General features: G+C 70.5%; 13 protein-coding genes and 1 pseudogene. 6 read left to right on the top strand and 8 right to left on the bottom strand.

The genetic code is table 11. The features are described from left to right. The first annotated feature begins 303 nt into the window (after positions 1 to 303). A complete protein-coding gene (locus EES42_RS24845) occupies positions 304 to 1788 on the top strand; it encodes an SDR family NAD(P)-dependent oxidoreductase (RefSeq protein WP_124720475.1) in 1485 nt (494 codons plus the stop codon). Between the two features lie 358 nt (positions 1789 to 2146). After that, the gene (locus EES42_RS44865; RefSeq protein ID WP_164495310.1) at positions 2147 to 2323 is read left to right on the top strand and encodes a hypothetical protein; all 177 of its coding nucleotides are present in this window, start codon (positions 2147 to 2149) and stop codon (positions 2321 to 2323) included. 78 nt (positions 2324 to 2401) lie between these two features. Here EES42_RS44865 and EES42_RS24840 read toward each other — a convergent pair whose 3' ends face one another. Both EES42_RS24840 and EES42_RS24835 read right to left on the bottom strand, forming a co-directional pair. Continuing rightward, positions 2402 to 2776 carry a fluoride efflux transporter FluC gene (locus EES42_RS24840; RefSeq protein WP_124720474.1) on the bottom strand — a complete coding sequence of 125 codons (375 nt, stop codon included), beginning with the start codon at positions 2774 to 2776 and terminating at the stop codon, positions 2402 to 2404. Beyond that, complete coding sequence (locus EES42_RS24835) at positions 2773 to 3231, bottom strand: fluoride efflux transporter FluC (protein ID WP_124720473.1); 459 nt, start codon at positions 3229 to 3231, stop codon at positions 2773 to 2775. The genes EES42_RS24840 and EES42_RS24835 overlap by 4 nt, the downstream gene beginning before the upstream one ends. On the opposite strand from EES42_RS24835, the pseudogene EES42_RS24830 reads away from it, so the two are divergent. Continuing rightward, a pseudogene (locus tag EES42_RS24830) lies at positions 3231 to 3899 on the top strand (ammonia channel protein); the annotation flags it as partial. The gene EES42_RS24835 and the pseudogene EES42_RS24830 sit on opposite strands and share 1 nt — an antisense overlap. 141 nt (positions 3900 to 4040) lie before the next feature. Beyond that, the gene (locus EES42_RS24825) at positions 4041 to 6404 is read left to right on the top strand and encodes an alpha-L-fucosidase (protein ID WP_124720472.1); all 2364 of its coding nucleotides are present in this window, start codon (positions 4041 to 4043) and stop codon (positions 6402 to 6404) included. Here EES42_RS24825 and EES42_RS24820 read toward each other — a convergent pair. From EES42_RS24820 to EES42_RS24810, 3 genes are read right to left on the bottom strand one after another with little or no spacing between them, the layout of a single operon-like run. After that, positions 6382 to 7818, bottom strand: a complete 1437-nt coding sequence (locus EES42_RS24820; protein WP_124720471.1) for a lipase maturation factor family protein — start codon at positions 7816 to 7818, stop codon at positions 6382 to 6384. The two genes, EES42_RS24825 and EES42_RS24820, sit on opposite strands and share 23 nt — an antisense overlap. A 19-nt stretch (positions 7819 to 7837) precedes the next feature. Continuing rightward, positions 7838 to 8362 carry a DUF1990 family protein gene (locus EES42_RS24815; RefSeq protein ID WP_124720470.1) on the bottom strand — a complete coding sequence of 175 codons (525 nt, stop codon included), beginning with the start codon at positions 8360 to 8362 and terminating at the stop codon, positions 7838 to 7840. Beyond that, positions 8359 to 9204 (bottom strand): YndJ family protein, encoded by an 846-nt coding sequence (locus EES42_RS24810; RefSeq protein WP_124720469.1) that lies wholly within the window; start codon positions 9202 to 9204, stop codon positions 8359 to 8361. The genes EES42_RS24815 and EES42_RS24810 overlap by 4 nt, the downstream gene beginning before the upstream one ends. 155 nt (positions 9205 to 9359) lie before the next feature. On the opposite strand from EES42_RS24810, the gene EES42_RS24805 reads away from it, so the two are divergent. Next, positions 9360 to 9815 (top strand): hypothetical protein, encoded by a 456-nt coding sequence (locus tag EES42_RS24805; protein ID WP_124720468.1) that lies wholly within the window; start codon positions 9360 to 9362, stop codon positions 9813 to 9815. A 16-nt stretch (positions 9816 to 9831) separates the two neighbouring features. Here EES42_RS24805 and EES42_RS24800 read toward each other — a convergent pair whose 3' ends face one another. From EES42_RS24800 to EES42_RS24790, 3 genes are read right to left on the bottom strand one after another with little or no spacing between them, the layout of a single operon-like run. Continuing rightward, complete coding sequence (locus tag EES42_RS24800; RefSeq protein WP_124720467.1) at positions 9832 to 10896, bottom strand: FecCD family ABC transporter permease; 1065 nt, start codon at positions 10894 to 10896, stop codon at positions 9832 to 9834. Beyond that, positions 10893 to 11930, bottom strand: coding sequence for a FecCD family ABC transporter permease (locus EES42_RS24795; protein WP_124720466.1), 1038 nt, complete (start codon positions 11928 to 11930; stop codon positions 10893 to 10895). The genes EES42_RS24800 and EES42_RS24795 overlap by 4 nt, the downstream gene beginning before the upstream one ends. Before the next feature lie 17 nt (positions 11931 to 11947). Beyond that, positions 11948 to 12997 (bottom strand): iron-siderophore ABC transporter substrate-binding protein, encoded by a 1050-nt coding sequence (locus EES42_RS24790; protein WP_124720465.1) that lies wholly within the window; start codon positions 12995 to 12997, stop codon positions 11948 to 11950. A gap of 409 nt (positions 12998 to 13406) precedes the next feature. Between EES42_RS24790 and EES42_RS24785 the strand changes: the two genes are divergently transcribed. Continuing rightward, on the top strand, positions 13407 to 14459 hold the full coding sequence (locus EES42_RS24785; RefSeq protein WP_124720464.1) for a chitinase: 1053 nt from the start codon (positions 13407 to 13409) through the stop codon (positions 14457 to 14459). Positions 14460 to 14538: the final 79 nt, after the last annotated feature.

Genomic DNA, 14538 nt, shown 5'->3' with positions numbered 1-14538 from the left:
CGGGTTTCGCCGGAGAGCCGTCCGCGGGGAGCCCGGTCACAGTGCACCCCCCTTTTGTACGTACGGCACGGCCCACCCCGGCCGTATGGCAGCGAAGCATATGTGACCGATCAGTGGAGGAGGCGGCCGGGCGCGGCCGCCCCACGGTCGTCCCCACCCACGGCCGACCGACCGTGGAGCCGTGCGGGAAGTCACGCGAACGGAGCAGCGGCCGGTGCATGGCAGACTTGATCGGGGCGTTCGGCCCGGCAGGAGCAGGTACGGCGGTCGGCGCCACGAGAGACGGATGACAGAGGAACGGCAATGACGGTGACAGAGGACAGCCCGGAGCTCGCTCCCGGAACTGAGGAGTTCGGTCCCGGTATCGACCCGGAGCGGCTGGCCGTCTGCCTGAGCGTGCTCGACGAACTCGACAGCATCGAGGTCGACCACCCGGACGCCATCCTCGTGCGCCGCGCCACGGCCGGGATCTACCGGACGGTGAAGCAGCGCCGCCGCCAGGAGCGCCGCGCCGCCAAGACCGCCCACGACAAGGCGGTCACCGAGGCGACCGCGACCGGCTCGGCCGACCGGATCGACGACGAGACGCAGGGCGTCCTGCCGTCGTCGTCCGCCCGCGCGGAGATCGCGGGTGTGCTCCAGCGGCCCCGCTCCTGCTACATCTGCAAGACCCGGTACGTCGAGGTGGACGCCTTCTACCACCAGCTCTGCCAGCAGTGCGCGAAGGAGAACCGCTCGCGCCGCGACGCCCGGACCGACCTCACCGGCCGGCGCGCGCTGCTGACCGGCGGCCGGGCCAAGATCGGCATGTACATCGCGCTGCGGCTGCTGCGCGACGGGGCGCACACCACCATCACCACCCGCTTCCCCAACGACGCGATCCGCCGCTTCAAGGCGATGCCGGACAGCGACGAGTGGATCCACCGGCTGAAGATCGTCGGCATCGACCTGCGCGACCCCGCCCAGGTCGTCGCCCTCGCCGACTCGGTCGCCGCCGAAGGTCCGCTGGACATCCTGATCAACAACGCGGCGCAGACCGTGCGCCGCTCGCCCAACGCCTACAGCGAGCTGGTCAACGCCGAGTCGGCGCCGCTCCCGGCGGGCGAGCTGCCCGCCGCCGAGGTCATCGGCACCTTCGGCAGCGGCACCGTCGACCGGGTCGCGGCCCTGCCGGCCGCCCGCAAGGAGGGGCTGAGCGCGCAGGACGTCACCGAGCTCGCCCTGGTCACCGGTTCCGCGTCGCTGGAGCGGATCGCCGCCGGGACGGCGATCGACGCGGGCGGGCTGGTGCCCGACCTGCACGACACCAACAGCTGGATCCAGACGGTCGAGGAGGTCGAGCCGATCGAGCTGCTGGAGGTCCAGCTCTGCAACTCCACCGCCCCGTTCATCCTGATCAGCCGGCTCCGCCCGGCCATGGCCGCGACGGCCGCCAAGCGGGCCTACGTGGTCAACGTCTCCGCGATGGAGGGCGTTTTCAGCCGCGGCTACAAGGGCGCCGGCCACCCGCACACCAACATGGCCAAGGCCGCCCTGAACATGCTCACCCGCACCAGTGCCCAGGAGATGTTCGAGAAGGACGGCATCCTGATGACCGCCGTCGACACCGGCTGGATCACCGACGAGCGCCCGCACCCCGACAAGATCCGCCTCGCCGAGGAGGGCTTCCACGCCCCGCTCGACCTGGTCGACGGCGCCGCCCGCGTCTACGACCCGATCGTGCGCGGCGAGGAGGGCGAGGATCTGTACGGCTGCTTCCTCAAGGACTACGCGCCCGCCAACTGGTAGTCGCCGCCGATACGGCGTGCACGAACAGTCGTCGACCCGGTCGGGAGCCGCTCCCGGCCGGGTCTTCGCCATGTCCGGCACCCTGCCCGGTGGCTGAAAGTGACCTAGAGCACACGTTCCATCGAGCGCGGAAGCGCTCATTTGGTTACCCTGATGTGAACGGACGTAATCGAGGAGTCCACAAACCTTCCTCGACCGTCCTGGGACAGGCTTGTCAACCAAGCCGCCGTCCCGCCCCGTACCCGGCGCCACCGCGACCGAACTGTTCTTGCCCCTGCCCCTACGGGTGGCTGGTCTCCCGGCGATGAGGCCGGAGCATCGGCGACGCCCAGGGTGACGCGACACAAAGGAGTGCGCGGTGACGACACCGGAACTGACGAAGCAAGAGAAGCGACCTGCCGAACGGCACGGAGACCGGCCCCGCAGGCCCGAGAAGCTCCGGAACATCGAGGTCTGGGCCAGGTCCGCACCGATCCGGCTGGCCGGCTACGAGGACGACCTCGCCGAGCCGCACATCCTGCCCGGCATCGACTGACACGGCCTCACAGCACCGCAGCCGAGCTCCGGTCCGCATCGCGCGGGCCGGAGCTCGGCCGGTCTCGGCGCCGCCGTCTCACCGGACCGCGCCCGCCACGGCCGCCCCGGCGAACGACAGCCCGACGCCCGCACCCACGGTGAGCACCAGATACCCCGCCGCCATGGACAGCCGACGGGCCGAGGCGAAGGTCAGCAGCTCGTACGAGAACGTCGACCAGGTCGACAGGGCACCGCAGAAGCCGGTGGCGAGCAACAGCTGGAGCCGGGGCCCCAGCTCCCCGTCGGTCACGGCCTCGGAGAAGAAGCCGAGGAGCAGCGCCGCACTCGCGTTGGCCGCGAAGGTGCCCCACGGAAAAGCGGTGTGAAGACGGAACTTGGCGTCCACACCGAGCAGATAGCGGAGCGGTGCGCCGGCCAGTCCACCGGCGAGCACGAGCAGCCAGTCGGTCATCGGGTGCCGTCCTGGGCCGCGTAGCCACGTCCGAGGACGAAGTGCGCGGCGAAGGCGCCCGCCGTCACGGCGGCCAGGGCCGCCACGACCGTCAGCAGCAGACAGCCGACCGCATAGCCGGGCCTGCCGTTCTCGAAGAGCTGCCGCACATTGTCCGTGTAGTGGGAGAACGTGGTGAACCCGCCGAGCACACCCGTGCCCAGCAGCGGACTGATCAGCCGCGGTGAACCGGGAAAGCGCAGCTTCGAGGTGACCATCAGGACACCCATCAGGAAGCAGCCCACGGTGTTGACCAGCAGAACCGTCCAGGGGAACGCCGAAGCGCCGGTCGGCCAGATCCGCTCGGCACCGTAGCGGGCGGCGGCCCCGCCGGCGCCGCCGATCGCGACGGCCACCACGACGGCCGGCTGCGCTCCGGGGTGGTGATCGGGGTGGGTGTGGTGGTGCAGTCGCATCCGGCTCGGCGCTCACCGATCAGGGCACCGCGTCCGCCGCGTTCATCAACACCCAGCTCGGCGCCGCGGGCGCCATGGTCACCTGGCCGCTGGTCGAGAAATGGCGCACCGGCACGGTCACCACCATGGGCGTCGTCTCCGCCGCAGTGGCGGGCATGGTCGCCATCACCCCCGCCTGCGGTGAGGTCGACACGCTCGGCGCCGTCATCACCGGCCTCGTGGTCGGGGCGGTCTGCGCCTTCGCCATCACGCTCAAGTACCGCTTCGACGTGGACGACACCCTCGACGTGGTGGGCGTGCACGGCGTCGGCGGCCTGATCGGCCTGATCATGGTCGGCCTCTTCGCCACCGCTCGGATCAGCGGCAAGGAAGGGCTCTTCTACGGGGGCGGCTGGGGGCTGCTGGGCAAGCAGCTCGTCGCCGTCGTCTCCGTGATCGCGTTCTCCTTCATCCTCACCTGGATCATCGCGAAGGCGGTCGATCTGACCGTCGGCTTCCGCGCGGAGGACGAGTACGACAGCGTCCCCGGTACGGACCGGGAGCGCGCCTACGACTTCCAGACCGCCGAGCGCCTGGGAGCCCTGGTCTCCGGCAAGGCCGTGACCAGCGACGACGAGCTCGTCAGACAGATCACCAAGCTGCTGCGGGCCCGGGAGGAGTCCAAGTGACGTGTGCCGCCGGGGCCGGGCCCTGAGAGAACGACCCGATCGCGCCCTCACTCAGTCATCGGATGGATGTGGGAAGCCTGTTTCGTTCTGTCTGGAAGATTGCATTGACAGGTTCGCGTCGCGCTCCAATCATCGGATGTCATGACCGAACTTCCCAGACGCCATGTACTCGGAATGACGGCAGGGGCGGCAGTCGGCGCCGCCCTGCTCACCCCCGCCACCGCCGATGCGGCCCCGCACCCCGCGGCCGCCACGCGCACCGGAGCCGGCACGGACGGCGGCGGGTGGGGCACCGTTCCCGCCGCCGTCCCCGTGCCTCTCGACACGTGGTTCGACAACGACGGAATCGACACCGCCGACGCCCGCGGCGGCGACTTCGACGGATCCGGCTACACCTTCCCGGGTGATGAACTCCCCGCCGGAGAACGGGAGATCGGCGGCACCGCCTTCCTCTTCCCCGGCTCCACGGCCGGGACCAAGAACAATGTCGTCGCCCTCGGCCAGCGCATCGACCTGCCGCCCGGCCGCTACCTCTCCGGTCTCTTCCTCACCTCGTGCAGCTACGGCGCCGCGTCCGGCAGGGCCACGGTCCACTACGCGGACGGCACCACGACGACCCCGCCGCTCGGCGGGCCCGACTGGTACGGCGGCAGCGGCGCCCTCACCGCCGCCTACCGCTACACCGCCGATGGCGCCAAGGACCAGCACCCGGTGTCCATCGCGGTCAGCGAGATCCCGCTCGACCCGGCCAGGGAAGCCGTGGCGCTCACCCTGCCGACCACCCAGCCAGCCGAGGCCGGCAAGCCGTCCCTGCACATCTTCGCGCTCTCGCTCCAACCGGCCGCCCAGGGAAGGGCGTTGGCGCTTCGCGACGCCCACTCCACCACCTCGCTGCTGGACTCCGGCGCCCAGAGCGTGGAGGCCACCGTCGTCAACGCCGGCACCGTCGGCATCCTCGCCGCCGACGGCCTCACCCTCTCCGTGGACGTGCCCGGAGCCCGCACCGTCGCGCCCGCCCGCGTCAGCCGCCTCGCCCCCGGCGAACAGACCCGCGTCCGCATCGGCATCCGCAGCAGACCCGGCACCGCACCCGGCACCGCCCGGGAAGGCAACGTTGTCGCGCACGGACGAGGGGCGCGGGCGGCCACGGTCCGGCGCTCGCTCACCCTCGGCGTCCCCGACTACACACCGACGGACGCCTCCCTCTCCACCCACCAGGCGCCGTACTGGTTCCAGCAGGCGAAGTTCGGGATCTTCATCCACTGGGGGGTCTACTCGGTTCCCGCCTGGGCGCCGGTCGGCACGCAGTACGCCGAGTGGTACTGGAACCAGATGCAGGACCCCAACAACCCCACCTATGCCCACCACCGCGAGACCTACGGCGAGTCCTTCGCCTACGACGACTTCATCCCGCGGTTCCGCGCCGAACGCTTCGACCCGCGTTCCTGGGTGGAGCTGTTCCGGGACGCCGGCGCCCAGTACCACGTCCTCACCTCCAAGCACCACGAGGGCTTCGCGCTCTGGGACACCAAGCTCTCGGACCGCAACTCGGTGAAGATGGGGCCCGGGCGCGACCTGGTCAAGGAGCTCTTCGACGCCTCGCGCCGCTACACCCCCGAGCTCCACCCCGGGCTGTACTTCTCCATGCCCGAATGGTTCAACCCCGACCACCCGTGGATGGGCCACGCCCCGCGCAATCCGTACACCCTGGAGCCCGTCCCGTACACCGGTCACACAGCGGGCAAGGACTACGTCACCCAGTTCCAGGGCCCGCAGATGCTGGAGCTGATCCACGGGTACGGCCCCGAGATCCTCTGGTGCGACATCGGCGGCGACAACGACAGTCACCGGGTGCTGGCCGAGTACTTCAACCAGGCGAAGAACCGGGCCCGCCCGGTCGAGGTCACCGTCAACAACCGCTCCGGGATCGGCGCGTACGACTTCACCACGCCCGAGTACACGACGTACGACCAGATCGTCACCGCCAAGTGGGAGTCCAGCCGCGGCCTCGACCCGTTCAGCTACGGCTACAACGCCCAGACGCCGGACGAGAAGTACATGACGGCCGAGGAGATCGTGCACTCGCTCGTCGACATCGTCTCCAAGAACGGCAACTTCCTGCTGGACATCGGGCCCAGGGCGGACGGCACGATCCCCGACATCATGCAGCGCAGGCTGCGCGAGACGGGGGAGTGGCTGAAGACCAACGGGGAGGCGGTCTACGACACCACGTACTGGTCACGGATGCCGCAGCTCGGTGAGGACCTGCGGTTCACGCTGCGGCCGAACCGGGCGTTCTACATCCACTCCCTGGCACGGCCCGGCGCGACCCTCACCGTCGAGGCTCCGGTGCCGGTCCGCGGCGGTGACCGGATCACCCTGCTCGGTCACGACCGGCCGCTCAACTGGCGGGTCCGGGGCGGCTCGCTGGTGATCGACGTACCGGCGGCGGCCCGCCGGACCGGAGAGCACGCCTGGGTGTTCAAGATCGCCTGGTCGGGCTGAGCCAGGCAGGACCGAGCGAGACGGGGCGCATGAAGTCCCGTACGTAAGTCCGGTGCCACCAGCGCCCGGTGGCCCGCAGTTCGCGCCAGGTCGTGTACCGGTAGCGGTACACCCTGGCGCGGACATGCGCGGGCGGGGCATCGGGGAACGGGTTGTGACGCAGCAGCCGCAGGGTGTCCCGGTCGTTCTCCAGCAGCCGCTCCATGAACGGGCCGAACCAGGGCCGGGCGTACGCGGGGGAGAGCGCTGCGAACCACATCAGCCAGTCCAGCCGCAGATGGTACGGAGCGAACTGGCGCGGCATCCGGCGCGGGTCGCCCGGCTTGCCGCGGAATCCGTACTCCCGCCAGACGGTTCCCTCGTGGAGCACCTGCTCGTCCGTGCCCTCGACCACCACCTCCAGCCGGACCCGGCTGATGCTGCCGAACGCGCCATAGGTGTTGACCAGGTGCAACGGGTCGAACGAGCGGTTCATCACCTGGCGGCGGGAGACCAGATTGCGCGCCGGTCGGTAGCTGAGGAGGACGACCAGCGCGGTCACCGCCATGACCACGATCTCGTACCAGAGGGGCGGCGCGGACTGCGCGGGCGGCGCGGTGAACAGGGACCAGTCGACGGCGGACAGGGCGAGGGTGATCGTCAGCCAGTTCAGCCAGGCGAAGTTCCCCGAGACGACCAGCCACAGCTGGGTGACGATCATCAGCCCCGCGGCGGCGCTCGCCACCGGCTGCGGAGTGAACAGCAGCACCGGAACCAGCAGCTGGGTGACGTGGTTGGCCGCCACCTCGGCCCGGTGAACGGGCTTCGGCAGCCGGTGGAAGAACCAGCTCAGCGGCCCCGGCATCGGCTGGGTCTCGTGGTGGAAGTACAGACACGTCAGCCTGCGCCAGCACTCGTCGCCGCGGATCTTGATCAGCCCGGCGCCGAACTCCACCCGGAACAGCACCCAGCGCAGCAGCCACAGCACCAGCACCGGGGGAGCCGTGTGCGCGTTGCCGAGGAAGACGGCGAGAAAGCCCGTCTCCAGCAGCAGTGACTCCCAGCCGAAGCCGTACCAGGTCTGGCCGACCTGCACGATCGAGAGGTACAGCGCCCAGGGCAGGGCCCAGAGCAGCATCGCCGCCCAGAGCGGAACGTACGAGTCCGCACCCGCGAGCAGGGCGACGGCCAGCGCGCAGCCGGTCCAGGCGACGAGTGCGAAGAAGCGGTCGGAGTAGTGCAGCCGGAAGAGCCCCGGTCCGTCGCGCCAGCCGGTGCGGCGCAGGAAATCGGGGACCGGCAGCATGCCGCGTTCGCCGATCAGCGCCCGGAACTGGAGCGCGGCGGTGAGAAACGCGACCAGGTAGACAGCGGCCAGGGCCCGCTGGAAGACCAGCCGGCTGAGCCAGTACCCGTCTGCGGTGAACCACTCCATCACCTCCAGTATCGGCGATTCAGCCCCGCCCGCCGCGCTCCCCGTCCACGATGCGACGCAGTGTGCTGCCCAGCCGCCGGGCGTACAGCCGCTGGAGCACCGGTACGACGGGCCCGGCGAGCCGGGTGTACCAGGCGGCCGGGCGGCTGAACGCCATGACGGTGAACCACACCGTCCCGTCGTCCGCGAGCTCCACCACGAAGCACTCCTCGCCGCGTTCCGGGTGCCGGACCTCGGTCCCGTAGGCGAACCCGATGCGGTCCTGCTCGTACGCGGTCCAGACGACCTGGCAGGGTGCGGCGAACCGGATCGGGCCGATGCCCAGCGACACCCGCAGGCGCACCCCGTCCCCCGCACGGGGCGCCGAGGCGTGGACCCGGGCCCCGCTGGCGCGGTGCATGCGCCATTCGGTGACCGCGGCGCCCGCCGCTTCGAGGTCGGCCCGGCCGCGCCCGACCGGGGCCCGGTGGTGGAGGTGGTGGTACCCGGTGGGGAGCGGGCCGAGGCGGGTGGCGCCGACCTCGGAGTAGCTGAGGGAGCTCATGCGGTCCTGCTTTCTACGGGGTCGGTGCGGTCGTGCAGCCGCTGCCAGGCGAGCACCGAGCAGAGTGCGAAGCCCAGCGCGTTGCCGAGGCCGTGGGTGGCGGCCATCCAGGCCAGTGAGGGGTGCGGGATTCCGGTGGCCTCTCCGAGTGCCCAGCTCAGGGCCAGCACCATGGTGACGGCGAGCACGGCGGACGAGACGGCGAGCAGCGTCCGGGTGACCCGGTCCCGCTGCCCGGTACGGACCGACCACCAGGTGAGGACGGCGACGGTCCACATCCCCGCCGTCAGTACGGCCGCGCCTGCCAGTTCGGCCCAGTCGCCGATGAAGTAGCCGATCAGGACGAGCAGGGTGCCCAGCGGAACACTCAGTGCGGCGAACCTTCCCGCCCCACTGCCGGAGACCCGGCAGACGAGCCCCGCGACCAGCGCGGCGGCGAATCCGGCGAAGTGGAAGTGCGGCACGGTCAGCGCGAGGATGCCGAGCCCGAAGCCGAAGAGCGGGTGCCCCGAGCGTTCGGCGACCAGCGCGAGGGCTGCGACCGAGGGGGTGACCAGGGCGGTGAGCAGGGCGATCTCGGCGGGCGCCGTGGACCTCGACGGACTGCGGAGCAGTCGGTACGGGGCGTGCATCGCGAGGAGTACGGTGCCGAGCGCGTAACAGAGCGCGAGGGCGGTGGCGGCGGTGCCGCGCGGCAGCCACAGCGAGACGGCGCCGGGAACGGCGAAGAGCGGCCACAGTCGCCGGATCCGGTCCAGCTCGGCCGCACCGGTCAGCCGCAGTCCCGCGGGGACCACCACCAGCATGCCCAGCATCACGATCGAATTGACCAGTACGGACATCGCCGCCCCCCGACTTGAACGTGTTCAACTGTGCTCGGCGCCGACTCTACGAGCTTTCTTGAACGTGTTCAAGTGGGGGTGTGCGGGGGCGGGAGGAGGTGTGCGTGCGAGGGGCGGGAGGCAAAAGCCCGGGCGCCGGTGGCAGGATGCCCGGCATGGAGATCATCCCTGGACGCGGCGTCGCCCTCGCCATGATCGGCGACCACCGGACCCGGGTCGAGGAGCGCGTCGGCCGGCCGGCCCCCGGCACCGCCGCCGTCCGCCCTGCCGTGTACGACACCACACCGAAGCTCGTGATCACCTACGCGTCCGACGACACCGTGGAACTCGTCGAGATCGGCTACAGCGGGCAGGGCGGCGAGGCCGAGGCGAGCTGCGACGGGATCCAGCTGACCCACCGGCTGATCGACGACGTCGTCGCCGAACTGCACGCCAGGGGGTACACCAGCACACCGTGCGACATCGGCCACGACTTCCACGCCGGGTTCACCGTCTGGTCCATGCGCGTGCTGGAGGCGCGTGAGGTGGACCCGACGGCCGGGGAGGACGACCCGAGGTGTGTCGTCGAGGGCGTGTCCGTGGCGCCGTACGGCTACTTCGGCGGCGAGTAGCGTACGGCGCCACGCCTCACAGAACTCCCCGGCGCCACTCCCGTACCAGCAGACAGCCGAGGTACACGCCCCCGATGGCCATCGTGTAGATGCCGACGGGCAGGTTGTCGAAGAGCGGCAGCTGCTGGGCGCACAGATCCGCCAGCACCAGCAGCAGCGCGCCGGTCAGTGCCGACAGCGCCAGGTGCGGGCCGGAGACCCGGGTGATCCGCTTGGCGACCTGCGGGGACGTCAGCGCGATGAACGCGATGGGACCGGCGACACTGACCGCCCCCGCCGAGAGCACGATCGCCAGCACCACGGCGGCCGTCTTGGTGCGGCGGGGCTCCGAGCCGAGTGCGGCCGCGATGTCGTCGCCCATCTCCCCGATGTCCAGCCGCCGCGAGAGGAGCACGGTGAGCGGGGCCACCACCAGCAGCACCAGCCAGATCGTGGTGGCGTCCTCCCAGGACCGTGCCGACAGGCTGCCGTTGACGTAGGCACTGAGCACGGCGGCCCGGTCCCGCTCCATGGCGTAGACGACGTACTGGGTGATCGCGGTGCCGATCGCGGCGACCCCGATGCCCGCGATGACCAGCCGGGCCGGGTTGCGGAACCCGGTGCCGGTCGACACATAGACCAGCACCATGGCGAGGACGGCGCCGATCAGCGCGCCGAGCGCCACCGGCACGGTGTCCGGGAAGAGCAGTGCGGAGATCGCGGCGCCCGCCCCGGCCCCGGACGCCAGCCCGATCACATCGGGGCTGCCGAGCGGATTGCGGGTGACGGACTGGAACAGCGCCCCGGAGAGCCCGAGCGCCGCACCGGTGCCCACGGCGACCGTCAGCCGGGGGCCGCGCAGCCGCTCCAGCACGAACGCGTTCTTGCCCTCGGCCCCGCCGGTCACCGCTCCGGCCAGGTCGGCGAGCGGAATGCCCAGCCGCCCGAGCGACAGCGTGGCGACGGCGCCCGCCACCAGCAGCGCCAGCAGCACCAGGGCCGTCAGCACCGACACCCGCCGGACCGGCACGGCCACCCTCCCGCCGGCCCTCAGCACCTTCCGGGGCGAAGCGGTGCGGACCGCGGTCTGCTGCGACGTCATGCGTTGCCCCTCATCCTGCGTACGGCGACGAGCAGTGCGGGCGCTCCGATGAACGCGGTCACGACACCGACCATCAGCTCCTGCGGGCGCATGACCACCCGGCCCACGACATCCGCGAGGAGCAGCAGCGCCGGACCTGCCAGCGCCGAGAAAAGGACCTGCATGCGGAAGTCGACGCCGACCACGGCCCGCACCACATGCGGAACGGCCAGTCCGACGAAGGCGATCGGACCGACCGCCGCCGTCGCGGCCGCGCTCAGCAGTGTGGCCGCGAGCAGCCCGCCCGCCCGCACCAGCGCCGGATTCGCCCCCAGGGACGCCGCGGTCGAGTCGCCGAGCGCGAGCGCGTTGAGGCCGGGACCGAGCACCGCGGCGATCACCAGACCGGCCACGGCGAACGGCAGCACCGACCAGAAGACGTCGAAGTCCCGTCCGCCGAGCGCGCCGACGACCCAGTACCGGTAGCTGTCGAACACCTTCGGGCGGCCCAGGGTCACCGCCTGGATGAACGCCATCAGCACGGCGGAGAGCACCGCGCCGGCGAGCACCAGCCGGACGAGACCGCCGCCCGAACCCGCGGAACCGATCGCATGGACGAGCAGACCCGCGAGCAACGCACCGGGCAGCGCCCACCACATGGTGGCCGTGGCGCCCGACGCCCCCAGGAACGCCGTCGCCGCGACGATGCTCGCGGAGGCGCCCGCGTTGATCCCGAGCAGGCCCGGATCGGCCAGCGGGTTGCGGGTCACCCCCTGCATGAGGGTGCCCGCGACGGCGAGGCAGAGTCCGGCCAGCACGCCGAGCGCGGTCCGCGGGTAGCGGCTCTCGACGATGGTGGTGACATTCGGGTCCGCGCTGCCGGACAGAACGTCCAGCACATCGCCCAACGAGGTGGTGCGGCTGCCGAACATGACGCTCGCGAGCACGGCGAGCACCAGGACGGCGACTGCGGCGACGACGGAGAACACCCGCCGAGCGGTGCCGGTCCGTGAGGTACCGGCACCGCTCGGCGGTGCGTGCGTGGTGGTGGCCATGTGGGTGGTGGCCGGCCTCAGCCGTTGTCGGCGGCCTTGACGGCCTTGTCGATCAACGGCAGGTAACGGTCGATCACCCACGGCACGGTGAGCGGGTTGATGATCGAGGAGGCGGTGACGAAGGAGTTGTCCTTGCCGGCCACCACGGCGCCGTTCTTGACCGCGGGCATCGCCGCGTACAGCGGCTGGGCCTCGATCTCCTTTCGGGACTTGTCGTCCATGTAGAAGGTGAAGAGCAGATCGCTGTCCTTCAGCTTCTCGGCGTTCTCCAGGCCGATGAGCGCCGAGTCGGTGCCCTTGGTCTCCTTGAAGGTGTTCACCACCGGGTCGACCTTGAGGCCGAGCGAGGAGACCATCTTGACGCGCTGCTCATTCGGCTTGAACACACCGAGGGTGCCGGGGCCGGTGTTGTAGATGTACGAGAACGTGTGCTTCTTGTACTCCGGCCGGGTCGCCGCCGCGTCGGACAGCTGCTTCTCGATCTTCGAGGTGAGGGTCTTCGCCTCGTCCGGCTGTCCCAGCGCCTTGGCGATGATGTCGATCTGCTGGTCCCAGTCCGTGCTCCACGGCAGGTCGGGATAGGCGACGGTGGGAGCGATGTCCTTGAGGATGTCGTAGTCCTTCTGCGTGATCCCGGACCACGGCGCGAGGATGACGTCCGGCTCCAGCTCGGTGATGGCCTCGAAGTCGATGTCCTCACCGCCCGTGAACTGGGTCGGCAGCTTGTCGCCGGACTTCTTCACCGCGTCGTGGATCCAGGGCAGATAGCCCGTCTTGTCGCTTCCCCACTCGTACTTCTCCATGCCCACCGGGGTGTGGCCGAGCGCGATGGCGGTCTCGGCGGAGCCCTGGCCGAGGGTGACGACCCGTTCGGGCTGCTCCTTGATCTCCGCGGTGCCGAGCGCGCTCTTGATGGAGACGGGGAACGCGCCGCTGCTCTTCCCGGATGCGCCGGAGGTCTCCTTGCCGTCGTCGCTCGACGAGCAGCCGCCGAGGGCGAGAACGAGGGCTGCGGCGGCGGCAGTTGCGGCGAGCGTCCGGCGACGCGCGCGGGTGAACCGGGACATGGATGTTCCTCATGTTTGAACGGATGGAGCAGCAGGTCCCCGAGACCGCGTGAGGGCATGCCGAAGGAGCGGCCGTACGGGGGTACGACGGGCTGCCCCGATGCAGATCGCAAGGAGTTAGGCAAGCCTAAGCTAAGCCTTTGTATGGCGACAACCGGCCCCCCGGTAAGCGCTTCGGGTCCGCTCGTGGCCCGGTTCGGTGCCGCCGTCCGGTCGCGACTTTGGTCCAGACCTATTGACGGAAGGTCTGGGCCTCCCTAGCGTGTGGCGAGCCGTGAAATGCGAGACCGCATTCCGCCTGGGATTGTCAGGGGCATGCCATTCACGCGCCAACTCGCCCCGCGCCGGGCCGCCTCGGGCAGCAGCACCGCCCCGGCGGCGCCCGGCCGAGACAGGAAGGGAACTGAGCATGTTCGGTCGGACATCGCGCCTGCTGGGGGTCGGCCTCGCGGCGGCATGTGTCGTACAACTGCTGGTGGGTGCGACACCGAGCAGCGCGCAGGACGAGACCTGCGCGGTCAAGTCGAAGCCCGCCGGGAAGGTGCTCCAGGGGTACTGGGAGAACTGGGACGGCGCGGCCAACGGTGTGCACCCGCCGCTCGGCTGGATCCCGGTCACCGACAGCCGCATCCCGCAGCACGGCTACAACGTGATCAACGCGGCCTTCCCGGTCATCCTCTCGGACGGCACCGTCCTGTGGGAGGACGGGATGGACTCCACCGTGAAGGTCCCGACCCCGGCCGAGATGTGCCAGGCGAAGGAGTCCGGGCTGACCACTCTGATGTCCATCGGCGGCGCGGCCGCCGGCATCGACCTCAACTCCAGCGCCGTCGCCGACCGGTTCGTCGAGACGATCGTGCCGATCCTCAAGAAGTACAACTTCGACGGCATCGACATCGACATCGAGACCGGTCTGACCGGCAGCGGCAACATCGGCCACCTGTCGGCCTCGCAGACCAACCTCATCCGCATCATCGACGGGGTACTCGCGAAGATGCCCTCGAACTTCGGCCTGACGATGGCGCCGGAGACGGCCTATGTCACCGGAGGGAGCGTCACCTACGGCTCGATCTGGGGCGCGTACCTGCCCATCGTGAAGAAGTACGCGGACAACGGGCGCCTGTGGTGGCTCAACATGCAGTACTACAACGGCAGCATGTACGGGTGCGCCGGCGATTCGTACTCGGCGGGCACGGTCGAGGGATTCACGGCCCAGACCGACTGCCTGGACAAGGGACTCGTCATCCAGGGCACCACGATCAGGGTCCCGTACGACAAGCAGGTTCCGGGGCTGCCGGCCCAGCCGGGCGCGGGTGGCGGCCACATGTCGACGGGCCAGGTGTCACAGGCCTGGAACCACTACGGCAACGCCCTCAAGGGCCTGATGACCTGGTCGCTCAACTGGGACGGCTCGAAGGGCTGGACCTTCGGCGACAACGTCAAGGCGCTGCAGGGCCGCTGAGGCGCGGCGGCACTCCGCCGGGCCGGGCGGCTCCGCCGGGCCGGGCGGCTCCGCCGAGGCGGCCGGAGCCGCCCGGTCC

The sequence above is a fragment of the Streptomyces sp. ADI95-17 genome (assembly GCF_003846175.1).
In the GTDB taxonomy this organism is placed as follows: domain Bacteria; phylum Actinomycetota; class Actinomycetes; order Streptomycetales; family Streptomycetaceae; genus Streptomyces; species Streptomyces sanglieri.
Note: the sequence above shows the minus strand (reverse complement) of the source record. Positions and strands in the feature narration are given on the sequence as shown.

What these genes read in the sequence shown, in the direction of transcription:
- EES42_RS24845 (WP_124720475.1), top strand. Translation starts at nt 304, where the DNA reads ATGACGGTGACAGAGGACAGCCCGGAGCTCGCTCCCGGAACTGAGGAG.
- EES42_RS24840 (WP_124720474.1), bottom strand. Translation starts at nt 2,776, where the DNA reads ATGACCGACTGGCTGCTCGTGCTCGCCGGTGGACTGGCCGGCGCACCG.
- EES42_RS24835 (WP_124720473.1), bottom strand. Translation starts at nt 3,231, where the DNA reads ATGCGACTGCACCACCACACCCACCCCGATCACCACCCCGGAGCGCAG.
- EES42_RS24825 (WP_124720472.1), top strand. Translation starts at nt 4,041, where the DNA reads ATGACCGAACTTCCCAGACGCCATGTACTCGGAATGACGGCAGGGGCG.
- EES42_RS24820 (WP_124720471.1), bottom strand. Translation starts at nt 7,818, where the DNA reads ATGGAGTGGTTCACCGCAGACGGGTACTGGCTCAGCCGGCTGGTCTTC.
- EES42_RS24815 (WP_124720470.1), bottom strand. Translation starts at nt 8,362, where the DNA reads ATGAGCTCCCTCAGCTACTCCGAGGTCGGCGCCACCCGCCTCGGCCCG.
- EES42_RS24810 (WP_124720469.1), bottom strand. Translation starts at nt 9,204, where the DNA reads ATGTCCGTACTGGTCAATTCGATCGTGATGCTGGGCATGCTGGTGGTG.
- EES42_RS24805 (WP_124720468.1), top strand. Translation starts at nt 9,360, where the DNA reads ATGGAGATCATCCCTGGACGCGGCGTCGCCCTCGCCATGATCGGCGAC.
- EES42_RS24800 (WP_124720467.1), bottom strand. Translation starts at nt 10,896, where the DNA reads ATGACGTCGCAGCAGACCGCGGTCCGCACCGCTTCGCCCCGGAAGGTG.
- EES42_RS24795 (WP_124720466.1), bottom strand. Translation starts at nt 11,930, where the DNA reads ATGGCCACCACCACGCACGCACCGCCGAGCGGTGCCGGTACCTCACGG.
- EES42_RS24790 (WP_124720465.1), bottom strand. Translation starts at nt 12,997, where the DNA reads ATGTCCCGGTTCACCCGCGCGCGTCGCCGGACGCTCGCCGCAACTGCC.
- EES42_RS24785 (WP_124720464.1), top strand. Translation starts at nt 13,407, where the DNA reads ATGTTCGGTCGGACATCGCGCCTGCTGGGGGTCGGCCTCGCGGCGGCA.